This is a genomic window from Sulfuricaulis sp. (assembly GCF_041499725.1).
Classification (GTDB): Bacteria; Pseudomonadota; Gammaproteobacteria; order Acidiferrobacterales; family Sulfurifustaceae; genus Sulfuricaulis.
This window is the reverse complement of the sequence record NZ_JBGQKW010000005.1, coordinates 34,660-58,437: the sequence shown is the minus strand read 5'-3', so window position 1 is coordinate 58,437 and position 23,778 is coordinate 34,660. Positions and strand designations below refer to the sequence as shown.

34 protein-coding genes and 2 pseudogenes are annotated in these 23,778 nt (G+C 60.7%); 34 read left to right on the top strand and 2 right to left on the bottom strand.

The features are described from left to right. From tuf to ACC569_RS01915, 31 genes and pseudogenes are all read left to right on the top strand, one after another. Positions 1–142, top strand: a pseudogene (gene tuf, locus ACC569_RS02065) (elongation factor Tu); the annotation flags it as partial. A 15-nt stretch (positions 143–157) separates the two neighbouring features. Beyond that, positions 158–469, top strand: a complete 312-nt coding sequence (rpsJ, locus tag ACC569_RS02060) for a 30S ribosomal protein S10 (RefSeq protein ID WP_372521829.1) — start codon at positions 158–160, stop codon at positions 467–469. 10 nt (positions 470–479) lie between these two features. Next, positions 480–1,148 carry a 50S ribosomal protein L3 gene (gene rplC / locus ACC569_RS02055; RefSeq protein WP_372521828.1) on the top strand — a complete coding sequence of 223 codons (669 nt, stop codon included), beginning with the start codon at positions 480–482 and terminating at the stop codon, positions 1,146–1,148. A gap of 11 nt (positions 1,149–1,159) precedes the next feature. Then, the gene (rplD, locus tag ACC569_RS02050; RefSeq protein ID WP_372521827.1) at positions 1,160–1,777 is read left to right on the top strand and encodes a 50S ribosomal protein L4; all 618 of its coding nucleotides are present in this window, start codon (positions 1,160–1,162) and stop codon (positions 1,775–1,777) included. Between the two features lie 74 nt (positions 1,778–1,851). After that, positions 1,852–2,145, top strand: coding sequence for a 50S ribosomal protein L23 (gene rplW / locus ACC569_RS02045; protein WP_372521833.1), 294 nt, complete (start codon positions 1,852–1,854; stop codon positions 2,143–2,145). 12 nt (positions 2,146–2,157) lie between these two features. Beyond that, entirely contained in the window at positions 2,158–2,979 is an 822-nt protein-coding gene (gene rplB / locus ACC569_RS02040; RefSeq protein ID WP_372521826.1) for a 50S ribosomal protein L2, read from the top strand. A gap of 15 nt (positions 2,980–2,994) precedes the next feature. Continuing rightward, a complete protein-coding gene (gene rpsS / locus ACC569_RS02035; protein WP_372521825.1) occupies positions 2,995–3,285 on the top strand; it encodes a 30S ribosomal protein S19 in 291 nt (96 codons plus the stop codon). 18 nt (positions 3,286–3,303) lie between these two features. After that, positions 3,304–3,672 (top strand): 50S ribosomal protein L22, encoded by a 369-nt coding sequence (gene rplV, locus ACC569_RS02030; RefSeq protein ID WP_372521824.1) that lies wholly within the window; start codon positions 3,304–3,306, stop codon positions 3,670–3,672. Continuing rightward, positions 3,672–4,358: a 30S ribosomal protein S3 gene (rpsC, locus tag ACC569_RS02025; protein WP_372521823.1), complete on the top strand. Its 687-nt coding sequence runs from the start codon at positions 3,672–3,674 to the stop codon at positions 4,356–4,358. Before rplV ends, rpsC begins: the two co-directional genes overlap by 1 nt. Before the next feature lie 83 nt (positions 4,359–4,441). After that, complete coding sequence (gene rplP, locus ACC569_RS02020) at positions 4,442–4,852, top strand: 50S ribosomal protein L16 (RefSeq protein ID WP_372521822.1); 411 nt, start codon at positions 4,442–4,444, stop codon at positions 4,850–4,852. A gap of 13 nt (positions 4,853–4,865) precedes the next feature. Beyond that, entirely contained in the window at positions 4,866–5,054 is a 189-nt protein-coding gene (gene rpmC / locus ACC569_RS02015; RefSeq protein ID WP_372521821.1) for a 50S ribosomal protein L29, read from the top strand. A 4-nt stretch (positions 5,055–5,058) separates the two neighbouring features. Next, positions 5,059–5,325, top strand: a complete 267-nt coding sequence (gene rpsQ, locus ACC569_RS02010) for a 30S ribosomal protein S17 (protein WP_372521820.1) — start codon at positions 5,059–5,061, stop codon at positions 5,323–5,325. An 88-nt stretch (positions 5,326–5,413) separates the two neighbouring features. Next, on the top strand, positions 5,414–5,782 hold the full coding sequence (gene rplN, locus ACC569_RS02005) for a 50S ribosomal protein L14 (RefSeq protein ID WP_372521819.1): 369 nt from the start codon (positions 5,414–5,416) through the stop codon (positions 5,780–5,782). 12 nt (positions 5,783–5,794) lie between these two features. Next, positions 5,795–6,115 carry a 50S ribosomal protein L24 gene (gene rplX, locus ACC569_RS02000; protein ID WP_372521818.1) on the top strand — a complete coding sequence of 107 codons (321 nt, stop codon included), beginning with the start codon at positions 5,795–5,797 and terminating at the stop codon, positions 6,113–6,115. A gap of 109 nt (positions 6,116–6,224) precedes the next feature. After that, positions 6,225–6,764 (top strand): 50S ribosomal protein L5, encoded by a 540-nt coding sequence (rplE, locus tag ACC569_RS01995; protein ID WP_372521817.1) that lies wholly within the window; start codon positions 6,225–6,227, stop codon positions 6,762–6,764. A 10-nt stretch (positions 6,765–6,774) separates the two neighbouring features. Next, positions 6,775–7,080, top strand: a complete 306-nt coding sequence (gene rpsN, locus ACC569_RS01990) for a 30S ribosomal protein S14 (RefSeq protein ID WP_372521816.1) — start codon at positions 6,775–6,777, stop codon at positions 7,078–7,080. A 14-nt stretch (positions 7,081–7,094) separates the two neighbouring features. Further along, positions 7,095–7,487, top strand: a complete 393-nt coding sequence (gene rpsH, locus ACC569_RS01985; RefSeq protein WP_372521815.1) for a 30S ribosomal protein S8 — start codon at positions 7,095–7,097, stop codon at positions 7,485–7,487. A 9-nt stretch (positions 7,488–7,496) separates the two neighbouring features. Next, entirely contained in the window at positions 7,497–8,030 is a 534-nt protein-coding gene (rplF, locus tag ACC569_RS01980) for a 50S ribosomal protein L6 (protein WP_372521814.1), read from the top strand. A gap of 28 nt (positions 8,031–8,058) precedes the next feature. Beyond that, on the top strand, positions 8,059–8,415 hold the full coding sequence (gene rplR, locus ACC569_RS01975) for a 50S ribosomal protein L18 (protein WP_372521813.1): 357 nt from the start codon (positions 8,059–8,061) through the stop codon (positions 8,413–8,415). 10 nt (positions 8,416–8,425) lie between these two features. Continuing rightward, complete coding sequence (gene rpsE / locus ACC569_RS01970; protein WP_372521812.1) at positions 8,426–8,935, top strand: 30S ribosomal protein S5; 510 nt, start codon at positions 8,426–8,428, stop codon at positions 8,933–8,935. An 11-nt stretch (positions 8,936–8,946) separates the two neighbouring features. Next, a complete protein-coding gene (gene rpmD / locus ACC569_RS01965) occupies positions 8,947–9,132 on the top strand; it encodes a 50S ribosomal protein L30 (protein ID WP_372521811.1) in 186 nt (61 codons plus the stop codon). Between the two features lie 2 nt (positions 9,133–9,134). Next, positions 9,135–9,575, top strand: a complete 441-nt coding sequence (gene rplO / locus ACC569_RS01960; protein WP_372521810.1) for a 50S ribosomal protein L15 — start codon at positions 9,135–9,137, stop codon at positions 9,573–9,575. A gap of 66 nt (positions 9,576–9,641) precedes the next feature. After that, positions 9,642–10,988: a preprotein translocase subunit SecY gene (gene secY / locus ACC569_RS01955; RefSeq protein WP_372521809.1), complete on the top strand. Its 1,347-nt coding sequence runs from the start codon at positions 9,642–9,644 to the stop codon at positions 10,986–10,988. Positions 10,989–11,020: 32 nt separating this feature from the next. Next, on the top strand, positions 11,021–11,134 hold the full coding sequence (rpmJ, locus tag ACC569_RS01950; protein WP_096361292.1) for a 50S ribosomal protein L36: 114 nt from the start codon (positions 11,021–11,023) through the stop codon (positions 11,132–11,134). An 89-nt stretch (positions 11,135–11,223) separates the two neighbouring features. Continuing rightward, on the top strand, positions 11,224–11,604 hold the full coding sequence (gene rpsM, locus ACC569_RS01945) for a 30S ribosomal protein S13 (RefSeq protein ID WP_372521808.1): 381 nt from the start codon (positions 11,224–11,226) through the stop codon (positions 11,602–11,604). Positions 11,605–11,623: 19 nt separating this feature from the next. After that, positions 11,624–12,043: a 30S ribosomal protein S11 gene (gene rpsK / locus ACC569_RS01940; RefSeq protein ID WP_372521807.1), complete on the top strand. Its 420-nt coding sequence runs from the start codon at positions 11,624–11,626 to the stop codon at positions 12,041–12,043. 23 nt (positions 12,044–12,066) lie between these two features. Next, complete coding sequence (gene rpsD / locus ACC569_RS01935) at positions 12,067–12,693, top strand: 30S ribosomal protein S4 (protein ID WP_372521806.1); 627 nt, start codon at positions 12,067–12,069, stop codon at positions 12,691–12,693. Positions 12,694–12,722: 29 nt separating this feature from the next. After that, positions 12,723–13,736 (top strand): DNA-directed RNA polymerase subunit alpha, encoded by a 1,014-nt coding sequence (gene rpoA / locus ACC569_RS01930; protein ID WP_372521805.1) that lies wholly within the window; start codon positions 12,723–12,725, stop codon positions 13,734–13,736. A gap of 21 nt (positions 13,737–13,757) precedes the next feature. Then, a pseudogene (rplQ, locus tag ACC569_RS01925) lies at positions 13,758–14,135 on the top strand (50S ribosomal protein L17); the annotation flags it as partial. A gap of 203 nt (positions 14,136–14,338) precedes the next feature. Then, positions 14,339–15,151 (top strand): S-adenosyl-l-methionine hydroxide adenosyltransferase family protein, encoded by an 813-nt coding sequence (locus tag ACC569_RS01920; RefSeq protein ID WP_372521804.1) that lies wholly within the window; start codon positions 14,339–14,341, stop codon positions 15,149–15,151. A 7-nt stretch (positions 15,152–15,158) separates the two neighbouring features. Continuing rightward, complete coding sequence (locus ACC569_RS01915) at positions 15,159–17,645, top strand: EAL domain-containing protein (RefSeq protein ID WP_372521803.1); 2,487 nt, start codon at positions 15,159–15,161, stop codon at positions 17,643–17,645. Between the two features lie 4 nt (positions 17,646–17,649). Here ACC569_RS01915 and uvrA read toward each other — a convergent pair whose 3' ends face one another. After that, complete coding sequence (gene uvrA, locus ACC569_RS01910; protein ID WP_372521802.1) at positions 17,650–20,508, bottom strand: excinuclease ABC subunit UvrA; 2,859 nt, start codon at positions 20,506–20,508, stop codon at positions 17,650–17,652. Positions 20,509–20,647: 139 nt separating this feature from the next. Between uvrA and ACC569_RS01905 the strand changes: the two genes are divergently transcribed. Beyond that, positions 20,648–22,006, top strand: coding sequence for an MFS transporter (locus tag ACC569_RS01905; RefSeq protein ID WP_372521832.1), 1,359 nt, complete (start codon positions 20,648–20,650; stop codon positions 22,004–22,006). A 199-nt stretch (positions 22,007–22,205) separates the two neighbouring features. Further along, positions 22,206–22,670: a single-stranded DNA-binding protein gene (ssb, locus tag ACC569_RS01900; RefSeq protein WP_372521801.1), complete on the top strand. Its 465-nt coding sequence runs from the start codon at positions 22,206–22,208 to the stop codon at positions 22,668–22,670. Positions 22,671–22,736: 66 nt separating this feature from the next. On the opposite strand, the gene ACC569_RS01895 is transcribed toward ssb, so the two are convergent. After that, complete coding sequence (locus ACC569_RS01895; RefSeq protein ID WP_372521800.1) at positions 22,737–23,084, bottom strand: histidine triad nucleotide-binding protein; 348 nt, start codon at positions 23,082–23,084, stop codon at positions 22,737–22,739. Between the two features lie 251 nt (positions 23,085–23,335). Between ACC569_RS01895 and ACC569_RS01890 the strand changes: the two genes are divergently transcribed. Then, positions 23,336–23,632 (top strand): DUF6763 family protein, encoded by a 297-nt coding sequence (locus ACC569_RS01890; RefSeq protein ID WP_372521799.1) that lies wholly within the window; start codon positions 23,336–23,338, stop codon positions 23,630–23,632. The last annotated feature ends 146 nt before the right edge of the window (positions 23,633–23,778 follow it).

Below are 23,778 nucleotides of genomic sequence, written 5' to 3'. Positions count from 1 at the left end.
CGAGATGGTCATGCCCGGGGACAACATCAAGATCGTGGTCACCCTCATCAACCCCATCGCCATGGAACAGGGCCTGCGCTTCGCCATCCGCGAAGGCGGCCGGACCGTGGGCGCGGGGGTGGTGGCGAAGGTGATTGAATAGGATCGAGCAACGCAAATGGCTAACCAGAAAATCCGCATCCGCCTCAAGGCCTTCGATCATCGTCTGATCGATCGTTCCGCGGCGGAAATTGTCGACACGGCGAGACGCACCGGCGCGCTCGTGCGCGGCCCGATTCCGCTGCCGTCCAAGGTGGAGCGCTACACGCTCAACCGCTCGCCGCATTGCGACAAGAAATCGCGCGACCAGTTCGAGATGCGCACGCACAAACGGATCATGGACATCATCGAGCCCACGGACAAAACCGTGGATGCGCTCATGAAGCTCGACCTCGCCGCCGGCGTGGATGTCGAAATCAAGCTCTCCTGAGGCATTGATCATGGCACTCGGACTCGTAGGCAAAAAAATCGGCATGACCCGCCTGTTCTCGGCAACTGGCGAGGCGACACCGGTTACGGTGCTGGAAGTGACCGCCAACCGCGTCACCCAGATGAAGGATGAAGCGAATGATGGCTATCGCGCCGTGCAGGTAACTATCGGCAGCCGCCGCGCGGACAAACTGCCCAAACCGCTGGCGGGCAAGTATGCCAAGGCCGGCGTGGAACCGGGCCGCGGACTCTGGGAGTTCCGCCTGGGTGCCAATGAAGGTGCCGAGCTCAAGCCCGGCGCCGAGATCAAGCTCGATATTTTCCAGGTGGGCCAGCACGTGGACGTGCAGGGTACCTCGATCGGTAAAGGTTTTGCCGGCACCATCAAGCGTCATCATTTCGCCGGCGGGCGCGCCAGCCACGGTAACTCGCTGAGTCACCGGGCCCCGGGCTCCATCGGCCAGCGCCAGACGCCTGGCCGCGTGTTTCCGGGCAAACCCATGGCCGGACATTTGGGCGATGCCACGGCGACCTGCCAGAATCTTGAAGTCATGCAGGTGGACGCCGAGCGCAACCTGCTCATGGTCAAAGGCGCCATCCCCGGACCCAAGGGTCAGGATGTGGTGATCCGCCCGAGCGTCAAGGCCAGGAAGACGGCCAAGACAACGAAGACGAAGTAAAGGAACGGTTCATGAAAGTGCAACTGATGAACGCAACGGGATCGGCGTCGGAACTTCAGGTATCCGACACGGTGTTCGCCGCGGCTTATAACGAGCCGCTGGTGCATCAGGTCGTGGTCGCTTATCAGGCCACTGGCCGCCAGGGCACGCGCAAACAGAAGACCCGTTCCGAAGTGCGCGGCGGCGGCAAGAAACCGTGGCGTCAGAAAGGCACCGGCCAGGCGCGCGCCGGCACCATCCGCAGCCCGTTGTGGCGCGGCGGCGGCAAGGTGTTCCCGTCCTCGCCGGACGAGAATTTCACGCACAAGGTCAACCGCAAGATGTACCGTGGGGCGTTGCGTTCCATCCTGTCCGAACTGCTGCGTCAGGGCCGGCTGGTGACGGTTTCCGAGTTCAACATGGATCAGCCGAAGACCAGGGCTCTAGTGGAAAAACTCAAGAAGCTGGACACCGCCGATGTGCTGATCGTGACGGAAACGCTCGACAACAATCTGGTGCTGGCGGCGCGTAATCTCCGGGACGTGGATGTGCGCACCGTGAGCCAGGCTGATCCGGTGACCCTGGTCCGTTATGAAAAAGTGATCATGACCCAGGGCGCGGTGAAGAAGCTCGAGGAGATGCTGGCATGAAGGCGGCATCGGGAAAGAAATCGACCAAGCGATCCGCGAACGCGGAGAAAACCGTAGGGACGTCGCCCGTCAAGATGAATGAAGAAAAACTGTTTCAGGTGATTCTCGCACCGCATATCTCCGAGAAGAGCACGCGGCTGGCGGACAAGCACCGGCAGATGGTATTCGAAGTGCGTCCCGATGCAACCAAGCCGGTGATCAAACTGGCGGTGGAAAAGATGTTCAATGTCCAGGTGGAATCGGTGACGGTGACGAACGTGTTGGGCAAGCGCAAGGGCGGACGTAACGCCGGCCGCCGGCAGGACTGGAAGAAGGCGTATGTGCGCCTGAAGCCGGGCCAGGACATCAATTTCGTCGGGCAGCAATAAGGAATTCAGGCAATGGCACTGGTCAAGAGCAAGCCAACTTCCGCGGGTGTCCGCGCCATGGTCCGGGTGAGAAGCCCCGATCTGCACAAGGGCGCGCCGCACGCGCCGCTGCTCGAGAAGAAAAACCGCGGCAGCGGACGCAACAATCTGGGCCGTGTCTGTACGCGGCATCAGGGTGGCGGTCACAAGCGCCACTATCGCCTCGTCGATTTCCGGCGCGACAAGGACGGCATTCCGGGCCGGGTGGAACGCCTGGAGTACGATCCGAATCGCAGCGCCAATATCGCGCTGGTGCTGTACAAGGATGGTGAACGCCGCTACATCATCGCGCCCAAGGGCGTGACGGCGGGCATGGAAATCCTGTCCGGGTCCGAGGCTCCGATCAAGGCAGGCAACTGCCTGCCGCTGCGCAGTATTCCGGTGGGCTCGACCGTGCATTGCGTGGAGCTCAAGCCCGGTGCCGGCGCCCAGCTGGGACGTGCCGCGGGCGCGAGCCTGCAGCTGATCGCGCGCGATGGCGACTACGCGCAGCTGCGACTGCGTTCCGGCGAGGTGCGCAAGGTACACGTGGAGTGTCGCGGCGTCATCGGCGAAGTCGGGAATGCCGAGCATTCACTACGCAAGATCGGCAAGGCGGGTGCGTCGCGCTGGCGCGGCATCCGTCCGACGGTGCGTGGCACGGCCATGAATCCGGTGGACCATCCGCACGGCGGCGGCGAAGGCCGCACCAAGGGTGGTCGCCATCCGGTGAGCCCGTGGGGCACGCCGACCAAGGGTTACAAGACGCGCGCGAACAAGCGCACCAATTCCATGATTATTCACAGGCGTAAGTAAGAGGGGTTCCGGACCGTGCCACGTTCAGTCAGAAAAGGACCATTTGTCGACGCGCACCTCGCCGCGAAGGCGGACAAGGCGCGCGCGGAAAACAGCAAGAAGCCGATCAAGACCTGGTCGCGCCGCTCGACCGTCACGCCGGATTTCGTGGGCCTGACGATCGCGGTGCACAACGGGCGGCAGCATGTGCCGCTGCTGGTTACCGAAAATATGGTCGGCCACAAGCTCGGCGAATTTGCCGCCACCCGGACCTTCAAGGTGCACTCGGGTGACCGCAAGGTGACGACGGAAGAGCCAACAAAGTGACGATGGAAAAGTAATGCCATGCAAGCCACTGCCGTTCTGAAATACGTTCGTGTGTCCGCGCAAAAAGGCCGGCTGGTCGCCGACCAGATTCGCGGCCTGCCGGTAGCGCGCGCCCTGGAGTTGCTCCAGTTCAGCCCCAAGAAGGCGGCGGGCCACCTGCGCAAGGTGCTCGAATCGGCCATCGCCAACGCCGAGCACAACGAGGGCGCGGACGTGGATGAACTGAAGGTCGCGACGATTCAGGTGGACGGCGGACCCACGTTGCGCCGCTTTCATGCCCGCGCCAAAGGGCGGGGCGTGCGTATTCTCAAGCGCACCAGTCACATCACGGTGGTGGTGAGCGATGAGAAGAAGCGGTCAAAGGCCGTGAAGAAGGAGAAAAGCTGATGGGCCAGAAAATAAATCCGATCGGATTCCGCATGGGGATCAGCCGCGACTGGACCGCCAAGTGGTACGCGGGCACCAAGTCCTATACCCAGAACCTGCTCTCGGATATCGCGCTGCGCGACTACCTCAAGCTGAGGCTCAAGAACGCGGCGCTGAGCACGATCGTGATCGAGCGTCCGGCGCAGAGCATCAATATCACCGTGCATACCGCGCGTCCCGGCATTGTTATCGGCAAGAAGGGCGAGGACATCGAGAAGCTGCGCCAGGAAATGACCAAGATCGCCGGCCGTCCGGTGCAGCTGGCGGTGGAAGAGGTACGCCAGCCGGAGCTGGACGCGCAGCTCGTGTCCGAAAACATCGCCCAGCAGCTGGAAAAGCGCATAATGTTCCGCCGCGCCATGAAACGCGCGGTGACCAATGCCATGCGCCTGCGCGCGCTGGGTATCAAGGTCATGGTCGCTGGCCGCCTGAACGGCGCCGAGATCGCACGCACCGAATGGTATCGCGAGGGTCGAGTGCCGCTGCATACGCTGCGCGCCGACATCGATTACGGTTTTTCCGAGGCCCAGACGACGTACGGCAAGATCGGCGTGAAGGTGTGGATCTTCAAGGGCGAGGTGTTCGATAAGGACGCGCCCAAGGCGGAGGACGCCGAGGCTCAGAAGAAAGGCGCGACGGCCGGGTAAATGATTTGAGGAAGCCCTCTCCCCTTTCCCTCTCCCGCAGGGCGGGAGAGGGGGAGTAGGAATAAAACTTATTTGGATTGAATATGCTGCAACCGAAACGAACGAAGTATCGCAAGATGATGAAGGGCCGCAACCGCGGCCTGGCCCTGCGCGGCAACAAGGTGAGCTTCGGCGAGTATGGCCTGAAGTCGATCGCCCGCGGGCGCCTGACCTCGCGCCAGATCGAGGCCGCGCGCCGCGCGCTCACCCATTTCATCAAGCGTGGCGGGCGTGTATGGATCCGGGTGTTTCCGGACAAGCCGGTGAGCAAGAAACCGCTTGAAGTGCGCATGGGCAGCGGCAAGGGCAACGTCGAGTACTGGGTGGCCGAGATCAAACCCGGCGCCGTGCTGTATGAGATGGAAGGAATCAACGAGCAGGAAGCGCGCGAGGCGTTCAAGCTCGCGGCCGCCAAACTCCCGCTCCGAACCACGTTCGTGACCAGAACGTTGTAAGGCAGATATGAAGATGAAAACGAAAGAATATCGAGAGATGGATACCGCGGCGCGCCAGAAGGAGCTGACTGACATGCTGCGCGAACAGTTCAACCTGCGCATGCAGAAGGCGACCGGACAGCTGGCCAATACCGCGAATCTGCCGAAGGTGCGGCGCAATATCGCGCGTATGCGCACCGTTATGAACGAGAAGTCGAGATAAGGACATGGGCGAAAAGACGAAAACTGCGCGCTCGCTGAGCGGTCGCGTGATCAGCAACAAGATGAACAAGACGATTACCGTGCAGGTGGATCGCCGTATCCGCCATCCGCTGTACGGCAAGATCGTTACGCGTCATACCAAGCTGCACGCGCATGACGAGAGCAACGAGTGCAAGGAAGGCGATCTGGTGCAGATCGAGGAATGCCGGCCGTTGTCGAAGTCCAAGGCCTGGCGTCTGGTGAAGGTGCTGGAACGGGCCCGCGAGGTCTGAATAAGGCTTTGAATTTTGGCTGATTTTGGTGTGAATGTTATAATCGCGCGCTTTCGCCCGGGGCGGGGCGCCGTGTGGAGACAGGCTAATGATCCAGATGCAGACCACGCTGATGGTTGCCGACAACAGCGGGGCAAAAACGGTGCAGTGCATCAAGGTGTTGGGGGGTTCCCATCGCCGCTATGCCGGTATTGGTGACGTGATCAAGGTCAGCGTGAAGGAAGCGATTCCGCGCGGCAAGGTCAAAAAGGGCGATGTCTACGACGCCGTCATCGTGCGTACCCGCAAGGGCGTGCGCCGGACGGACGGTTCGGTGATCCGCTTCGACACCAACGCGGCGGTGCTGTTGGACACCAAGCGCGAACTGATCGGCACGCGTATTTTCGGACCCGTGACGCGCGAGCTCCGCAACGAGCAGTTCATGAAGATCATCTCGCTCGCGCCCGAAGTGCTGTAAAGGTTGGAGATTATGAAAAAGATTCGAACAGGTGACAAGGTGATGGTGCTGACCGGCCGCGACAAGGGCAAGCAGGGCACGGTCCTGCGTGTGCTCGAGGACAGCCGCGTGCTGGTCGAGAGCGTGAACATGATCAAGCGCCACACCAAGCCGAACCCCAACAAGGGGGTGACCGGCGGGATTATCGATCGGGAAGCGCCGATCCACGTTTCCAACGTTGCCCTGTACAACCCGGCGACGGGCAAGGGTGAGCGTGTTGGCACGCGAATCATGCAAGACGGGAACAAGGTACGGTTCTTCAGGAAAAGCGGCGAAGTCGCCGACGTGAAATGATTTTTTAAGGAAGCCCTCACCCCTTACCCTCTCCCGCTGATGCGGGAGAGGGGGAGTAGGTGAAATCTTTCCAGGTATAAAACGGTTTTTAAGTGAGTTGATTTTTAATATGGCTAGGTTAAAGGAACATTATCGGAAGAGCGTGGTGCCCGCGTTGCAGGCCAAGTTCGGCTACCAGAACGTGATGCAGGTGCCGCGCATTATCAAGATCACCCTCAACATGGGGGTGGGTGAAGCCATGGCCGATAAAAAGGTGATCGACAACGCCGTCAACGACATGGCGCAGATCAGCGGCCAGAAACCCCAGATCACCCGTGCGCGCAAATCGATCGCGAATTTCAAGGTGCGCGAGAACTGGCCGATCGGCTGCAAGGTGACGCTGCGCGGCGAGCGCATGTATGAATTTCTGGATCGCCTGATCAGCGTGGCGATCCCGCGCATCCGCGACTTCCGCGGTCTGCCGTCGCGCTCCTTCGACGGACGCGGCAATTATTCGCTCGGCATCAAGGAGCAGATCATTTTCCCCGAGATCGATTTCGACAAGGTCGATGCGGTCCGCGGAATGGACATCACTATCGCCACCAGCGCCAAGACCGACGCGGAAGCGCGCGCGCTGCTCGTGGCGTTCAGTTTCCCGCTGCGCAGTTGAGGATTTTTGCATGGCCAAGACAAGCATGATCAATCGTGACAAAAACCGCACCGCGCTGGTTGCCAAGTATGCCGTCCGGCGCGGCGAGTTGCGCGACAAGGTGAAGAACGTAAAACTCTCCGAAGAGGACCGCCACGCGGCCATGGTCGCGTTGCAGAAACTGCCGCGCGATTCGAGCTACACCCGCCGCCGCAACCGTTGCAGCCTCACCGGACGCTCGCGCGGCTATTACCGCAAGTTCGGGCTGTCGCGCTCGAAGTTGCGCGAGATCATGATGCGCGGTGAAGTGCCCGGCGTTACCAAGGCGAGCTGGTAAAAGGAACTAAATTTATGATGACCGATCCGATCGCCGACATGTTGACCCGCATTCGCAACGGCCAGAAGGCCGAGAAGATGAGCGTGCACGTGCCGGCTTCCAAGCTGAAACTCGCCATTGCCAAGGTGCTGCAGGACGAGGGCTATGTCGAGGCTTGCCAGGAAATCATGGTGGCTGGCCGACCCATGCTCGATATCACCCTGAAATACCACGGCGGACAGCCGGTGATCGAGCGCCTCGATCGGGCGAGCACTCCCGGTTTGCGCCGGTATCAGGGCACGAACAAATTACCGCGCGTCGCTGGCGGAACGGGCGTGGCGATTATCTCCACCTCGAAAGGCATCATGTCCGACCGTGCCGCCCGCAAGGCCGGGCTCGGCGGCGAAATTCTGTGCATCGTATCGTAAGAGTCCGCTATGTCACGAATCGCTAAAAATCCGGTGGCAGTTCCGAGCGGCGTCCAGGTGGCGCTTGCCGGCGCCAAGCTCAGCGTGAAAGGCCCTAAGGGCAATCTGGAGCATGAGATGCATCCGCTGGTGAAGATGACGCAGGAAGGCAGCCTGCTCAAGTTCCAGCGCACCAACGACTCGGCACTGGCGCGCGCCGTCTCCGGCACCACGCGGGCACTGGTGAATAATATGGTGAATGGAGTCGCCAAAGGATTTGAGAAGAAGCTCACCATCATCGGCGTCGGTTATCGCGTCGCGGTGCAGGGCAAGAAGCTCAACCTGACGCTGGGCTATTCGCACCCGATCGTTTATGACATCCCGAATGGGATCACGATTGAGGCGCCGGATCAGACGAATCTGGTCATCAAGGGCGCGGACAAGCAGCTGGTGGGCCAGGTGGCCGCCGAAATCCGCGACTACCGCTCACCGGAGCCGTACAAGGGCAAGGGCGTGCGTTACGTCAATGAAGTGGTGGTAAAGAAGGAAGCCAAGAAGAAATAACGGCTTCGGGTACAGGTAAACGAATTATATGAAAAGAGAAATTAACACACGTCTGCGCCGGGCGCGGCATATACGGCGGAAAATCATCGGCCTGCAGGCTGACCGCCTGTGCGTGCACCGTACGCCGCGTCACATCTACGCTCAGATCATCGACAAGACGGGTGGCAAGGTGCTGGCCTCTGCGTCCACGGTCGAAGCGGACGTGCGTGGCCAGATCAAGCACGGCGGTAACGTCGAGGCGGCGAAGCTCATCGGCAAACGCATTGCCGAGAAGGCGAAGAGCGCGGGCATCACGCGCGTGGCCTTCGACCGTTCCGGCTTCAAATATCATGGGCGCGTGAAGGCCTTGGCCGACGCGGCGCGCGAAAACGGTTTGGACTTCTGAGGACTACATAGTGGCGGCATTCACGGAATCCGAAGGACGTAGCGATAATTTTCAGGAAAAACTGATCAGCGTCCGGCGCGTGGCCAAGGTCGTCAAGGGTGGCCGGATTTTCGGCTTCTCGGCACTGACCGTGGTGGGCGACGGCGCCGGCCGCGTCGGCATCGGTCGCGGCAAGGCGCGTGAAGTGCCGGCGGCGGTCAGCAAGGCCATGGAGAACGCGCGCCGTAACATGACCAAGGTTCAGCTCAAGGGACCGACCTTGCATCACGCGGTCATGGCGGCGCACGGCGCCTCCAAGGTCGTGATGAAACCCGCTTCCGTGGGCACCGGCGTCATTGCCGGCGGCGCCATGCGCGCGGTGTTCGAGGTGGTGGGCGTGCAGGACGTGCTCGCGAAGTGCCTCGGCTCGCGCAATCCAGTCAACGTGGTGCGCGCCACCATCAAGGGTCTGCAGGCGATTCACAGCCCGGACATGGTCGCGCGCAAGCGTGGCAAGAAAGTCGAAGAGATCCTCGGTTAAGGAGCGGAACCATGGCCAAGAAAAAACTCCGGGTGACGCTGCTGCACAGCTTTTTCGGCACCGGCAAGAAGCATATGGCGAACGTTCGCGGACTGGGTCTGCGCCGTCAGCGGCATAGCGTGGAGCTGGAGGACACCCCGGCGGTGCGCGGGATGATCAACAAGGTCTCCTACCTGGTGAAGTGCGAGGAGATATGAACATGCAGCTGAATACGATGAAACCGGGCCGCGGCGCCAAAACGGCGGCCAAGCGCCTCGGACGCGGTGGCGGTTCAGGTCTGGGCAAGACCTCCGGCAAGGGTCACAAGGGTCAATCGGCGCGTGCCGGCGGCTATCACAAGGTCGGTTTCGAGGGCGGCCAGATGCCGATACAGCGGCGTCTGCCCAAGCGCGGTTTCCGTTCGGCCATGAAGGTGCAGGGATTGACCGCGGAAGTGCGGTTGCTCGAACTGGGCAAGGTCGAAGAAGCGGTGATCGATCTGGCCGCGCTCAAGAAGGCGAACATCGTTTCGCCGCAGGCGGAACGGGCCAAGGTTTATCTTTCCGGTTCGCTGGAGAAACCGGTAGTGCTGCGTGGAATCCTGTTGACCAAGGGTGCGCGCGAAGCGGTACTGAAGGCCGGCGGGAAGGTCGAGGACTGAGATAATGGAGCCCTGCTTCGTTCGTCTTGCCATGGCAATGAAGCCCTACTTCGTTCGTCCTGTCATATGAGTAGTCCAGCCGGAACTTTCGGCGGTCTCGCGGGCTTGGGCAAGCTCACGGACCTCCGGCAGCGGATTTTTTTCGTGCTGGGCGCATTGATTGTGTATCGCATCGGGACTTATATCCCGGTGCCGGGCATCAACCCGGTGGCGCTGGCAAAGATGTTCGAGGGCACGCAGAACTCCATCGTTGGGCTCTTTAATATGTTTTCCGGCGGTGCGTTGCAGCGGTTTTCGCTGTTCGCGCTGGGGATCATGCCGTACATCTCGTCGTCCATCATCATGCAGCTGATGACGTCGGTGATACCGACGCTGGAGCAGCTGAAGAAAGAAGGCGAGAGCGGGCGGCGCAAGATCACGCAGTACACCCGTTACGGCACGGTGGTGCTGGCCACCTTCCAGGCGCTGGGTATCGCCATCGCGCTGGAGAGCCAGACCTCGGCCGGCATGCCGGTGGTGATCGTTTCGGGCATCGGTTTCAAGCTGATTACGGTGATTTCACTTGTGTGCGGCACGATGTTCCTGATGTGGCTCGGCGAGCAGGTGACCGAGCGTGGCATCGGTAATGGTATCTCGATCCTGATTTTCGCCGGCATCGTCGCCGGGCTGCCGGGAGCGATTGCGCATACGTTGGATCTCGCAAGCCGCGGTACGTTCCAGCCGCTGTTCGTGCTGGTGCTGTTTGCGATCACGCTGGGCGTCACTGGGTTCGTGGTGTTTGTCGAGCGCGGTCAGCGGCGTATTACGGTGAACTACGCCAAACGTCAGCAGGGGCGGCGGGTGATGGCCGGACAATCGAGCCACTTGCCGCTGAAGATCAACATGGCGGGCGTGATCCCGCCGATCTTCGCCTCGAGCATCATCCTGCTCCCGGCCACGGTGGTGAGCTGGTTCGGGCAGGCGGAAGGCATGAACTGGTTGCGCGACATCGCCACGACGCTGTCACCGGGACAGCCGATTTACGTGCTTCTGTACGCGTCGGCGATTGTGTTCTTCTGCTTCTTTTATACAGCCCTGGTGTTCAATCCCAAGGAAACGGCGGAGAACCTGAAGAAGTCCGGGGCATTCATCCCGGGCATACGGCCGGGCGACCAGACGGCGAGCTACATCGATGGCGTGATGTCGCGGCTGACCCTGGGTGGCGCGATCTACGTGACGCTGGTGTGTCTGCTGCCGGAGTTTCTGATCGTGAAGTGGAACGTGCCGTTTTATTTCGGCGGCACCTCGCTGCTGATCGTGGTGGTGGTGTGCATGGATTTCATGGCCCAGGTGCAGGCCCGGTTGATGTCGCATCAGTACGAGAGCCTGTTGAAGAAGGCAAATCTGACCGGTGGCATGGGGTTGTCGCGCTAACCGCGCGGTTTGAGAGTATCGGGAGAAAAACGATGAAAGTAAGGGCGTCCGTCAAGAAAATGTGCCGTAACTGCAAGATTGTGCGGCGGAAACGTGTGGTGCGGGTGATCTGTTCCGATCCGACCCATAAACAACGTCAAGGCTAGAAACCTTGTAAAACGGTTGATTTTTACGAGATGAATCAGTACCCTTGCGCGTTTTCCCGTGCCGGGGCGCAGCAGGAGAGAGAAGCGAAATGGCCCGTATTGCAGGTATCAATCTTCCGAACCAGAAACACATCTGGATCGCTTTGACGTCGATCTTCGGGATCGGCCATACGCGCGCGCGCGACGTTTGCACCGCTTCGGGCGTGTCGCCGGTCGCCAAGGTGAAGGATCTGACCGACGCGGAAGTCGACAAAATCCGCCTCGAGGTGGCGAAGTTCACGGTGGAGGGCGATCTGCGCCGCACCGTGTCAATGAATATCAAACGCCTGATGGACCTCGGCACCTACCGGGGCATGCGTCACCGCCGCGGTTTGCCGGTGCGCGGTCAACGGACTAAAACCAATGCCCGCACCCGCAAGGGTCCGCGCAAGAGCGTCATCCGCGGCACGGGCAAGCCGACCACCGAATAGCACACCGGAATACTGAATAATGGCTACCAATCAAACTGCCGCACCTGAATCCGCCGCCGCACCGGCCAAGGTCAAGAAGCGCGTCAAGAAGAGCGTTTCCGAGGGCGTGGCCCATATCCATGCTTCGTTCAACAATACTATCGTCTCGATCAGCGATCGTCAGGGCAACGTGCTTTCCTGGGCGACCTGCGGCAACACCGGTTTCAAGGGTTCGCGCAAGAGCACGCCGTTTGCCGCGCAGATGGCGGCCGACAAGGCGGGTCGCGGTGCCCAGGAATACGGGGTGCGTTCGCTCGAGGTGCGCGTGAAAGGTCCGGGACCGGGACGCGAATCGGCGGTGCGCGCGTTGCATGCCCTGGGATTCGAGATTGCCAATATCATCGACGTGACGCCGATGCCCCATAACGGGTGCCGTCCGGCCAAGCGACGTCGCGTTTAAGTTCAATACGGAGAGAACAGTCAGTGGCGCGTTATACCGATTCCAAGTGTCGTCAGTGCCGGCGTGAAGGCGGCAAGCTGTTCCTGAAAGGCGAGAAGTGCTTCACCGAGAAGTGTCCGGTGGACAAGCGCGCCTATGCCCCCGGCCAGCACGGCCAGCAGAAGAGCCGCCTGTCCGATTACGGCAAGCAGCTGCGCGAGAAGCAGAAGCTGCGCCGCATCTATGGCGTGCTCGAACGACAGTTCAAGAATTACTACCAGGAAGCCGCGCGCCACAAAGGCTCGACCGGCGAGGATTTGCTGAAGATGCTGGAATCCCGCCTGGACAACGTCGTCTACCGCATGGGTTTCGGCATTTCGCGCTCCGAGTCGAGGCAGCTCGTGCGTCACAACGCCGTGCTCGTCAACACCAAGCGCGTGAACATCCCTTCCTATCAGGTCCGGCCGAACGATCTGATCGAAATTGCCACGTCGTCGCGCGAGCAGTTGCGCATCAAGGCCTCGCTCGAAGCGGCGGGACAGCGCGGCATTCCAGAGTGGCTGGACGTGGACGTCAAGGCCATGAAGGGCACGTTCAAGACCGTGCCCGAGCGCAACGATTTGCCATCGGAGATCAACGAAAGTCTCGTCGTGGCGCTTTATTCGAAGTAATGTAATCAGTATCTAGCGAGGACGCCCTCATGCAGAGTTCTGCAACCGAATTTCTGAAGCCGCGTCTGGTGGATGTGCAGACGCTTTCCTCCACGCACGCGAAAATCACGCTCGAGCCGCTCGAACGCGGTTTCGGCTATACGCTCGGCAATGCGCTGCGGCGTATTCTGCTGTCCTCGATGCCGGGCAGCGCGATCACCGAGGTCAAGATCGAGGGCGTGCTGCATGAATATTCCACCCTGGAAGGCGTGCAGGAGGACGTGATCGAAATCCTGCTCAATCTCAAGACGGTCGCGCTGCGCATGCACGGCCGCCAGGAAGTGACGCTGAGGCTCGACAAAAAAGGACCGGGCGCGGTCACGGCCGGCGACATCCAGCTGGAACACGACGTGGAAGTGGTCGATCCCAGGCACCTGATCGCCACCCTCACCAAGGAAGCGACGCTCAGCATGGAGCTCAAGGTCAATCGTGGCCGCGGTTATCAGCCGGTCACGGTGCGCACCGGCGAGCCGGGCCGTTCCATCGGCACCATGCAGCTCGATGCCTCCTACAGCCCGATTCGCCGCGTGGCCTATACGGTCGAGAACGCGCGCGTGGAGCAGCGTACCGACCTCGACAAGCTGGTGCTGGATATCGAAACCAACGGCGCTATCAACCCGGAAGAGGCGGTGCGGCGCGCGGCCAACATTCTGCAGGATCAAATTTCCATTTTCGTCGAACTCAAGAGCCCCGAGGCCAAATCGGAAGAGAAGAAAGAGCCCGAGATGGACCCGCTGCTGCTGCGGCCGGTGGACGATCTCGAACTCACCGTGCGCTCGGCCAATTGCCTCAAGGCCGAAAACATTTTTTACATCGGCGACCTCATTCAGCGCAGCGAGTTCGAACTGCTCAAGACGCCGAATCTCGGCAAGAAATCTCTCACCGAGATCAAGGACGTTCTGGCCCAGCACGGACTGTCGCTGGGCATGAAACTCGAGAACTGGCCGCCGACCTCCCTGAAGGAGAGAGAGAAGACCCCGGAGCAACAGGGTTCCGGCATCTAAAGAAATCACAAGGCTTAAACCATGCGTCACCACAAGAGCGGTCGTAAACTCAACCGCACCAGCAGTCACCGTGAGGCGATGTTCCGCAACATGGCGGTTTCGCTGCTGCGTCACGAACAGCTGGCAACCACGCTCCCCAAGGCGAAGGAACTGCGGCGCGTGGCCGAACCCCTGATCACGCTGGCCAAGAGCGCGACGCTGGCCAATCGCCGGCTGGCTTATTCGCGCTTGCGTGACCGCGAGATGGTGGGAAAATTGTTCGACGATATCGGCGTGCGTTTCAAGGACCGTCCGGGCGGCTACCTCAGAATTCTCAAGACCGGTTACCGCCGTGGCGATTCCGCGCCCATGGCGCTGGTGCAGTTGACCGAACGTCAGGCCGTAACCACGGCGGCAGAACCGGCGGTTGAAACGGCGCCCGCGGCCGAAGGCAAGGCCAAGAAAGTCAAAAAAGCCAAGGCAGCGCCCAAGAAAAAATCCGCCACACGCAAAAAATCGGCGGCCAAAGCCAAAGCGGAATAGCGCCGGTTAGATCGAGCGTGCATCAAAAGCCGGGCCCGCGCCCGGCTTTTTTGTTTGATGTTTGTGAAAGACAATGAGGCATGCAGGCCATGATTGTCCTTTTTACCGATTTCGGTCTCACCGATCCCTACGTCGGCCAACTGCATGCGGTGCTCGCGCGGGAGGCGCCGGGCGTACCGGTCATCGACCTGTTCCATGCCGTTCCTGATTTCAATATCCGCGCCGCCGCTTATTTGTTGCCGGCCTATATCCACGAGTTTCCGCCGGGCACGGTTTTTGTGTGTGTCGTGGACCCGGGCGTGGGCGGCGCGCGCCGGCCGTTCATGCTCAAGGCCGACGGGCGCTGGTATGTCGGACCGGACAATGGCTTGTTTGAGATGGTGAGGCGCCGCGCCGGTGAATGCGATTGCCGCGTGATCCGCTGGCGGCCGCCGCGGCTGTCCGCCAGTTTCCACGGACGCGACCTGTTTGCGCCGGTGGCGGCGCGGTTGGCGCGCGGCGAGATGCCGGATTCCGAGCCGGCGGGTTATTTCCCCGACCGCCGGTCCAGAGAGTCGACACTGGTGCGCGACGAGATGCCGGATTCCGATCCGATCACGCCTGCACCTCGCCCGGGAGAGTCCTGGCCGGACGACCTGGCTGAAATCCTGTATGTTGACCATTACGGTAATTGCGTTACCGGTCTGCGCGCGGTGACGATGCGTCCGGAGCAGGCACTTCGTGCCGGCGGGGAAGTGGTGAAATATGCACGGATCTTTTCGGATGTACCGCCGGGTACGGTCTTCTGGTACGAGAACGCCAACGGGCTCGTCGAGGTCGCTGTCAATCGCGGCAGCGCCGCCGCGCGTCTTGGTCTGAAACCCGGCGATCCCATCGTGTTTCTGGAGAAATGAACCGCGCATGAAGGAATGGAGCCTGCAGAAACGGGTGCTGTTCATGGCGCTGGCACCGCTCACGGTGGCGGTGTTCCTGTTGGCGCTGCAGCAATTCACCAACGCGCGTATTCAGGACCTCGAACAGGCGCTGCATGACCGCGGACAGGCGCTCGCCACGCGCCTGGCATCGACTTGCGAAGACGCTGTTTCCACCCATAACCGGAAAAAGCTGGCGGAGTTGCTCCAGTCGACCTTGAAGGAAAAGAATGTGTTGTCCGCGACAGTCACGGACATGGGGGGCAGCATTCTCGCGCGCGCCGCCGTTGACGAGAAGGACAAGGGCCCCGTCACAGACGTCACGCGCTACAAATTCCTCGCGCCCATCTATCGTGTTGAATCGTCCGGGCGCGCCACGCCGCCGGTGTCCGAACCGGTGGACCTGCGGAAGCAGGTTGGATGGGTTTCGGTGTCGCTTTCCCGCGCCGCGCTGCAGACGGAGCAGAACCGGATATTGTTCCAGAGCCTGTTCATGGTGGCGCTGGGCCTGGTGGTGACCGTGGTGTTTGCGTTGCGCATGGCGCGCACCGTGACACGGCCGGTGCTATCGCTTACCCAGGCGGTGGGCAAGATCAAGAACGGCCAACTCGATCATCGCGTCGCCACTCTATCGGGTGGAGAAGTCGGCCAGCTGGAGGACGGCATCAACGCCATGGCCGCCGCCCTGCAGGAGGCGCGCGACAAGGAGAAAAAGCGCTCGGAGGACGCACTGTTTCTGGAAAAGGTGCGCGCCCAGGTTACGCTCGAATCCATCGGCGACGGTGTCATCACCACCGACGCCGAAGGCCGGATCGTTTACATGAATCCGGTGGCCGAGCAGTTCACGGAATGGAAAGGCGACGCCGCGCGCGGCAAGCCGCTTTCCGAAGTGTTCAAGATTTTTGACGAGGATTCCAAGCACCTCGTAGAGTACCCCATCCATTATTGCCTCCAGGAAGGCCGTATCATTCGCCACGACAGCCATCACCTGCTGATGAGCCACGAAGGCGGGAAGATCGAAGTCCAGGACTCCGCGGCACCTATTCGCGACCGCGATGGCGCCATTCTCGGTGCCGTCGTGGTGTTCCACGACGTCACCGAGATCCAGAGCATGGCGCGGCGGATGGCATATCTGGCGAGCCACGATCCGCTCACGGGACTACTCAACCGGCGCGAGTTCGAGACGCGCCTGCATCAGGTTCTCGAAAGCGCCCAGGCCGGGTCGCGCGAGCACGCGTTGTTGTATCTCGATCTCGATCAGTTCAAGATCGTCAACGATACCTGCGGGCATATTGCGGGCGATGAACTCCTGAAACAGTTGGCGAACCACATGCAAAAGGAAATCCGCGCCAGCGACGTGCTCGCGCGCCTGGGCGGGGACGAGTTCGGGGTGGTGCTGGAGGATTGCTCCGTTGACAAGGCCAAGCAGATCGCCGACCTGCTGCGCCAGTCGGTCAAGGATTTCCGCTTTTTGTGGGAGAGCCGCACGTTCGAAATCGGCGTTTCCATCGGTCTCGTGCCGATCTCGCGCGACAGCGGTGGAATAACGGAGGTGCTGAGCGCCGCCGATTCCGCCTGTTACGTGGCCAAGGACCACGGGCGCAACCGCATCCATATCTACCAGCCAGGCGATCGCGCCATGGCCCAGCGCCGCGGCGAGATGCAATGGGTGCACCGGCTGCGGCAAGGGCTAGAAAACAACAGCTTTGATCTTTATTGCCAGGCAATCGTCCCGCTGGGCGAGGAAGCATCCCCGTCCGCGCGGTTTTACGAAATATTGGTGCGCGTTCAGGACGAGGACCTGGTGTTGCCCGCGGCATTCATTCCGGCCGCCGAGCGTTATCATCTCATGCCGTCGATCGACCGCTGGGTGATCAGGACCGTGTTCTCGATGCTGGAAGAACATCAGGCGCGCGGCGGTGGCGGCGAACCCGGCAGCGCCCGCTTCGCGATCAACCTGTCCGGCCAGTCCCTGGGCGATGAAAAATTTCTGGATTTCGTCATGCAGCAATTCGCCCAGCACCACATCAGTCCCGCGAGTATTTGCTTCGAAATCACCGAAACGGCGGCCATCGCCAACCTGTCACGCGCGCGCGATTTCATCGCGCGATTCAAGAGCATGGGCTGCCACTTTGCGCTCGATGATTTCGGCTCCGGCCTGTCTTCCTTTGGCTATCTCAAGAGCCTGTCGGTGGATTACCTCAAGATCGCGGGCGATTTTATCGAGGGCATGGTCGAAGACCCCGTCGACCATGCGATGGTGGATGCCATCAACCAGATCGGGCATGTCATGGGGCTGACCACCATCGCCGAATCAGTGGAGAACGCTCCGATCCTGAATAGTATCCGCGAGATGGGAGTGGACTACGCGCAGGGCCTGGGGATCGATACCCCGAAGCCCTTGCACCAGGTGTTGCAGCTGCCCGAGCAGGAATGGAATGCGATCCGCGCGCGGGCGAAAGAAATGTACAGCTGAGAGATTACCCGGTCAGCCGCCGTGGCGGCGCGGCGCGTTTCAGAACCTGCCTGAGAAATGCCCCGGTGTGCGAAGCCGGGTTCTGCGCCATGTTCTCGGGCGTGCCCGCGGCCAGAACCTTCCCCCCGCCGTCGCCGCCTTCGGGGCCGAGATCGATGAGCCAGTCGGCGGTTTTGATGACGTCGAGATTGTGCTCAATCACCACCACCGTGTTGCCGTGGTCGCGCAGCCGCATGAGCACCACGAGCAACTGCTGGATGTCGTAAAAATGTAGCCCCGTCGTGGGTTCGTCCAGGATATATAAAGTGCGCCCGGTATCGCGCTTGGACAGCTCGCGCGCGAGCTTGATGCGCTGCGCCTCGCCGCCGGAAAGCGTGGTGGCGCTCTGGCCCAGCTTGATGTAGGACAAGCCCACGTCCAGCAGTGTCTGCAGTTTCTGGTTCACGGCGGGGATGGCGCTGAAGAATCCCGCCGCCGTTTCCACGGTCATGGCCAGCACCTCGTCGATGCTCTTGTCCTTGTAGCGGATGTCGAGGGTCTCGCGGTTGTAGCGCTTGCTGCGGCAAATATCGCACGGCACGTAGATATCCGGCAGGAAATGCATCTCCACCTTGATCAGACCGTCACCCTGGCAGGCCTCGCAGCGCCCGCCGCGCACGTTGAACGAGAAGCGGCCCGGTCCGTAGCCGCGTTCGCGCGCCATCGGCGTGGCGGCGAAGAGTTCGCGGATCGGCGTGAACAGGCCGGTGTAGGTCGCCGGGTTGGAGCGCGGCGTGCGCCCGATCGGGGCCTGGTCGATGTCCACGATCTTGTCGAACTGGTCGAGTCCCTCGATGTTGCGGCACGACGCCGGTTCGAGCGCGGCCCCGTAGAGGTGCTTGGCGACCGAGGCATACAGGGTGTCGTTAATGAGCGTGGATTTTCCGGAACCGGAAACGCCGGTCACGCAGGTGAATAGCCCCACCGGTATCGATACATCCACGTTTTTCAGGTTGTTGCCGGTGGCGCCGCGTATCACGATCTGGCGCGCGGGATCGTTGCGCGTCCGCGCGGACGGGATGGGGATTTCCCTCTCGCCACGCAAATAGGCCCCGGTAATCGAACGTGGGTGGCGCACGATGTCCTCCGGCGTGCCCTGGGCCACGACCTCGCCGCCGTGCACGCCCGCCCCGGGGCCGATATCCAGCACGTGATCCGCGGCGCGGATCGCCTCCTCGTCGTGTTCCACCACGATCACGGTGTTGCCCAGGTCGCGCAAGTGCCGCAGGGTGTCGAGCAGGCGCGCGTTGTCGCGCTGATGCAGGCCGATGGAGGGCTCGTCGAGCACGTACATGACGCCGACCAGCCCCGCGCCGATCTGCGAGGCGAGGCGGATGCGCTGCGCCTCCCCACCGGACAGCGTTTCCGCCGCGCGCGCGAGCGTCAGGTAATCCAGCCCGACGCTGACCAGAAAGCCGAGCCGGTTGGCGACCTCCTTGACGATCTTGGCGGCTATTTCGCCGCGGCTACCTTCGAGGCGCAGGGCATGGAAGAAATCCAGCGCCGCGCGGATCGGCAGATGGGTGATATCGTGCAGCGGCCGGTTCTCGATGTACACATGCCGTGCCTCGAGTTTGAGGCGCGATCCGCCGCAGGTTTCGCACGGCTGATGGCTGAGATATTTCGCCAGCTCCTCGCGGACTGAACTGGATTCGGTCTCGCGGTAACGCCGTTCGATGTTGGGAATCACGCCCTCGAAGGCGTGTTTGCGCCGCGAGTGCAGGCCGCGTTCGCCGAGATAAGCGAAGGCGATGATCTCCTCGCCGCTCCCGTGGAGAATCACGTTGCGTATCTTTTCCGGCAGCTCCTCGAACGGTTTGTCGAGATCGAACTTGTAATGCTTGGCCAGCGATTCCAGCATCTGGAAATAAAATGCGTTGCGCCGGTCCCAGCCGCGAATCGCCCCGGCCGGCAGCGGCAGGCTGGGATCGCTGACCACGCGCGCGGGATCGAAGAACTGGCGCACGCCGAGCCCGTCGCAGATTGGACAGGCGCCGGCCGGGTTGTTGAAGGAAAACAGCCGCGGTTCGAGCTCGGACAGGCTGTAGCCGCAATGCGGGCAGGCATAGCGCGCGGAGAAAACCATTTCCTGCGCGCTGCGGCCTTCGTCGTCCAATACCACGGTGCGCACCAGGCCCTCGCCCAGACCGATCGCGGTTTCGAAGGATTCGGCCAGACGCTGTTCCTGTCCGCGCTGCACCGCGACACGGTCCACCACCGCCTCGATGGTGTGCTTGATGTTCTTCTGGAGTTCCGGCGCTTCGTCCAGCGAAACCACCGTGCCGTCGATGCGCGCGCGGATGTAACCCTGCGCGCGCAGCCGGTCTAGGATATGTACGTGCTCGCCCTTGCGCGCCTCGATTATGGGCGCGAGCAGCATGAGCTTCGAGCCCTCGGGCAGCTGCATGACGTGATCCACCATCTGGCTCACCGTCTGGGCGGACAGCGTCACGCCGTGTTCCGGGCAACGCGGCTCGCCCACCCGCGCGTACAGCAGGCGCAGGTAGTCGTAAATCTCCGTCACCGTGCCGACCGTCGAGCGCGGGTTGTGCGAGGTGGATTTCTGTTCGATGGAAATAGCGGGACTCAATCCCTCGATCAGGTCCACGTCCGGCTTTTCCATGAGCGCCAGGAACTGGCGTGCGTAGGCCGACAGCGACTCGACGTAGCGGCGCTGGCCCTCGGCATAGAGCGTGTCGAAGGCCAGCGAGGACTTGCCGGAGCCGGAAAGCCCGGTGATGACAATGAGCTTGTCGCGCGGCAGATCGACGTCGATATTCTTGAGATTATGCGTGCGTGCGCCGCGAATTCGGATGGTTTCCATGCTTCTCGACTCGGTGTTATGACCCGGCCCCGAGGGGCCCGGCCAGAACTGCAGGATTTATGGGCAACCTGTTAATATACGCAAAACTGAGTGTTTTTCCCAACGAATCCAGCAATCAAGCATGCTTCCCTCTGAACGGATGAACCCCCTCGAACTGCGGGCCAGCATCGGGCTGGCCAGTATCTACGGCCTGCGGATGCTGGGCATGTTCCTGATCCTGCCGGTATTTGCCGTGTATGCCGAGCATTTGCCCGGCGGGCAAAGTCATACCCTCATCGGTATCGCCCTCGGTATGTATGGCCTCACCCAGGCGATCCTGCAGCTGCCTTTCGGCATGGCCTCGGATCATTTCGGGCGCAAACGCGTCATCTACTTCGGCCTGCTGATCTTCGCCGTTGGCAGTTTTATCGCCGCTTCCGCCCACGACATATATATGGTGATTATCGGCCGCGCCATCCAGGGGGCCGGCGCCATTTCCGCGGCGGTGACGGCACTGCTGGCGGACCTCACGCGCGAGGAACACCGCACCAAGGCCATGGCCGTGATCGGCATGACCATCGGTCTGACCTTTGCGCTTTCTTTGGTTTTGGGACCGGCGCTGTATCATTTGATCAACATCCCGGGAATCTTCGCCATGACCGGCGTGCTGGCGTTGCTGGCCATCGTCGTGGTGAAGATCGCGGTACCGGATCCGCGTCACAGCCACTTCCATTCCGACGCTGAAGCGGCGCCGGCGAAACTGCGCGACGTGTTGCGTAACCGCGAACTGGTCCGTCTCAATTTTGGAATCTTTGCCCTGCACGCGGTGCAGATGGCGATGTTCGTGGTGGTGCCGTTTGCGCTCAAACAGACCGGCGGCATCGACGCCAATCACCACTGGCAGGTTTATCTGCCGGTGATGATCATCTCGTTCCTGTTCATGGTGCCGCCGATCATCTACGGCGAGAAAAAGGGCAGGTTGAAGGAAGTCTTCATTGCCTCCGTGGCGCTCATGCTGATAGCGCAGATCGCCTTCGTGACGGCGATCCAGCATTTCTGGGGTATCTTTATTGTGCTTTCGGTTTATTTCGTGGCGTTCAATATCCTGGAAGCCAGCCTGCCTTCGATTATTTCAAAAATTGCACCCGCGGGATCCAAGGGAACGGCCATCGGTGTATACAACACCTTTCAATCTCTCGGTTTTTTTGTAGGCGGCGCCATGGGCGGGTTGTTGTCGAGTTATTTCGGCGCTTCCGCCGTGTTTATGTTCGGCGCCGGGCTTATCGGTGCCTGGCTCATTCTGGCATTTCGCATGAAACCGCTGCCGGCGGTGAAAAACCTGATGTTCCATGTTCGCGAACTCAGCACGCAAGAAGCGCGTCGCCTGGAAGAAAGGCTTTCAGCTGTCCTGGGCGTCACCGAAGCCAAAGTGATCGCGGAGGAGGGCGTGGCCTATCTCAAAGTCGACAGCCGCCGCCTGGACGAACCGGCGCTGCGAGTGCTCCTGCCTTCCACCTGAAGCCTGTAAGATTTATTTGCGCAGGTTTTTTTCACTTCCCGCTTTAACATATCGGCATAATATGAGGAACCAAGGCTGATTCCACGGGTGGATTGTCGAGGCGTTTGAATCTGGCTATGATGAGCGCACCCTAAACTTCACGGAGAATGTTTTATATTTAAGGCACAGGGCTCTGTGATCAACCATTGGAGAATCGAGTATGGCACGCGGTGTAAACAAGGCAATTCTGGTAGGTAATCTGGGTCGGGACCCCGAAGTTCGTTATTCCCCCAACGGCCAGGCGGTGGCGAATGTCACGCTGGCAACGTCGGAATCATGGAAGGACAAGACCAGCGGCGAAAAGCAGGAGAAAACCGAATGGCATCGCGTCGTATTTTTCGGGCGTCTGGCGGAAATCGCCGGTGAATATCTGAAGAAGGGCGCGCAGATATATGTGGAAGGCCGTCTGCAAACGCGCAAGTGGACGGACAAAGACGGGCACGACCGCTATACCACTGAAATTGTCGCCAACGACATGCAGATGCTGGGCTCACGCGGCGGGGCCGGCGCCCCGAGCAATGACAACTTCAATCAGGACCAGCCGGCGGATAACACCGGCAGTGCCGGAGCCAAGAAGACCACTCCCGCGGTGGCCGGGGAATTCGACGACGATATTCCATTCTGAGCGAGAAGCGCAGCGTACAAGGCGTGAGGACAGGCCCCTCACGCCTTTTTTATGTCTTCCAGGCGGTTAGCCCGGCGGCCAGCGCAGAAAACGTCCACCGAGCAGATGCAGATGCACATGAAACACCGATTGACCGGCATCGGCATTACAGTTCAGGACGGCGCGGTAACCCGACTCGGCGACCCCGGAGTTTTTGGCGATCTGTGCCGCGGTCATTAATAATTTTCCGACGAGACCGGCATCCCCCGGCTTCAGATCATTCAGGGTGGCAGTGTGTTTTTTGGGAATCACCAGGACATGTACCGGGGCCTGGGGGTTGATGTCCTTGAACGCCAGTACGTCGTCGTCTTCGTACACCGTGTTGGGCTTGATCTGACCCGACACCATTTTGCAAAACAGGCATTCTGTTGTCATATATAATTCCCCCTGGAGTTCTTGAGGTGTAGCGCCCGGCGAGGGCCACTCGTGGGCACAGCATAGTGCGTAATGGACGGTTAGAAAAGCGTAGCCCTGCTGCGCTCGTCTTGTATACGAGTAGCGCCCGGGGCTGGCAGACTGCCAAATGCCGTCTATATATATATCGATTATGCATGGCATAACGCGTACAGCAGGATTACATTTATTTATTGGTTACAGATGGGCAATATTTTTGCGGGAGGTGGAAGATGCCTATGTATGAAGAGCCGGTGGTAGGCGCCTTTTACGAGGACGAGGATGGCCGGTCGTTTGAAGTGATCGCTTTCGATGAGAACGACGGATCGATTGAGATCCAGTACGGTGACAGCACAACCAATGAGATTGATCTGGATGACTGGTATGGCCTGGACCTGGAACGGCTTGAATCCGATGAGGAAGACGAAGACGAACTTGAAGAAACGGATGCCAGCAAACCGCCTGACGATGACGATGACGTTGATCCGGATGAGGACGACGACGATTCCCCGGATGATGACGACGAGTAACCAAACGTCTCTTTAAAAAAATGCGGGCCCGCGAAGGTCAGGGGCAGGCCGTCCCTGGCCTGCCCGCTCGACGGGTCAACGATCCAGAGATCATTGACGCGTAACCGTCTCACCCTCGGCGCGCGCTTGCGTGCCTTACCTAAAAA

Bases quoted from the DNA above. Each gene is read 5' to 3' on its own strand.
- rpmC (WP_372521821.1), top strand. From the start codon at position 4,866: ATGAAAACGAAAGAATATCGAGAGATGGATACCGCGGCGCGCCAGAAG.
- uvrA (WP_372521802.1), bottom strand. From the start codon at position 20,508: ATGGAAACCATCCGAATTCGCGGCGCACGCACGCATAATCTCAAGAAT.
- ssb (WP_372521801.1), top strand. From the start codon at position 22,206: ATGGCACGCGGTGTAAACAAGGCAATTCTGGTAGGTAATCTGGGTCGG.
- rpsQ (WP_372521820.1), top strand. From the start codon at position 5,059: ATGGGCGAAAAGACGAAAACTGCGCGCTCGCTGAGCGGTCGCGTGATC.
- rpsK (WP_372521807.1), top strand. From the start codon at position 11,624: ATGGCTACCAATCAAACTGCCGCACCTGAATCCGCCGCCGCACCGGCC.
- ACC569_RS01905 (WP_372521832.1), top strand. From the start codon at position 20,648: ATGAACCCCCTCGAACTGCGGGCCAGCATCGGGCTGGCCAGTATCTAC.
- ACC569_RS01890 (WP_372521799.1), top strand. From the start codon at position 23,336: ATGCCTATGTATGAAGAGCCGGTGGTAGGCGCCTTTTACGAGGACGAG.
- rplX (WP_372521818.1), top strand. From the start codon at position 5,795: ATGAAAAAGATTCGAACAGGTGACAAGGTGATGGTGCTGACCGGCCGC.
- rplP (WP_372521822.1), top strand. From the start codon at position 4,442: ATGCTGCAACCGAAACGAACGAAGTATCGCAAGATGATGAAGGGCCGC.
- rplF (WP_372521814.1), top strand. From the start codon at position 7,497: ATGTCACGAATCGCTAAAAATCCGGTGGCAGTTCCGAGCGGCGTCCAG.
- rplR (WP_372521813.1), top strand. From the start codon at position 8,059: ATGAAAAGAGAAATTAACACACGTCTGCGCCGGGCGCGGCATATACGG.
- rpmJ (WP_096361292.1), top strand. From the start codon at position 11,021: ATGAAAGTAAGGGCGTCCGTCAAGAAAATGTGCCGTAACTGCAAGATT.
- rplB (WP_372521826.1), top strand. From the start codon at position 2,158: ATGGCACTGGTCAAGAGCAAGCCAACTTCCGCGGGTGTCCGCGCCATG.
- rplW (WP_372521833.1), top strand. From the start codon at position 1,852: ATGAATGAAGAAAAACTGTTTCAGGTGATTCTCGCACCGCATATCTCC.
- ACC569_RS01895 (WP_372521800.1), bottom strand. From the start codon at position 23,084: ATGACAACAGAATGCCTGTTTTGCAAAATGGTGTCGGGTCAGATCAAG.
- rpsM (WP_372521808.1), top strand. From the start codon at position 11,224: ATGGCCCGTATTGCAGGTATCAATCTTCCGAACCAGAAACACATCTGG.
- rpsJ (WP_372521829.1), top strand. From the start codon at position 158: ATGGCTAACCAGAAAATCCGCATCCGCCTCAAGGCCTTCGATCATCGT.
- rplD (WP_372521827.1), top strand. From the start codon at position 1,160: ATGAAAGTGCAACTGATGAACGCAACGGGATCGGCGTCGGAACTTCAG.
- ACC569_RS01920 (WP_372521804.1), top strand. From the start codon at position 14,339: ATGCAGGCCATGATTGTCCTTTTTACCGATTTCGGTCTCACCGATCCC.
- rplE (WP_372521817.1), top strand. From the start codon at position 6,225: ATGGCTAGGTTAAAGGAACATTATCGGAAGAGCGTGGTGCCCGCGTTG.
- rpsH (WP_372521815.1), top strand. From the start codon at position 7,095: ATGATGACCGATCCGATCGCCGACATGTTGACCCGCATTCGCAACGGC.
- rpoA (WP_372521805.1), top strand. From the start codon at position 12,723: ATGCAGAGTTCTGCAACCGAATTTCTGAAGCCGCGTCTGGTGGATGTG.
- rplC (WP_372521828.1), top strand. From the start codon at position 480: ATGGCACTCGGACTCGTAGGCAAAAAAATCGGCATGACCCGCCTGTTC.
- rpsN (WP_372521816.1), top strand. From the start codon at position 6,775: ATGGCCAAGACAAGCATGATCAATCGTGACAAAAACCGCACCGCGCTG.
- secY (WP_372521809.1), top strand. From the start codon at position 9,642: ATGAGTAGTCCAGCCGGAACTTTCGGCGGTCTCGCGGGCTTGGGCAAG.
- ACC569_RS01915 (WP_372521803.1), top strand. From the start codon at position 15,159: ATGAAGGAATGGAGCCTGCAGAAACGGGTGCTGTTCATGGCGCTGGCA.
- rpsC (WP_372521823.1), top strand. From the start codon at position 3,672: ATGGGCCAGAAAATAAATCCGATCGGATTCCGCATGGGGATCAGCCGC.
- rplV (WP_372521824.1), top strand. From the start codon at position 3,304: ATGCAAGCCACTGCCGTTCTGAAATACGTTCGTGTGTCCGCGCAAAAA.
- rpmD (WP_372521811.1), top strand. From the start codon at position 8,947: ATGGCCAAGAAAAAACTCCGGGTGACGCTGCTGCACAGCTTTTTCGGC.
- rplO (WP_372521810.1), top strand. From the start codon at position 9,135: ATGCAGCTGAATACGATGAAACCGGGCCGCGGCGCCAAAACGGCGGCC.
- rplN (WP_372521819.1), top strand. From the start codon at position 5,414: ATGATCCAGATGCAGACCACGCTGATGGTTGCCGACAACAGCGGGGCA.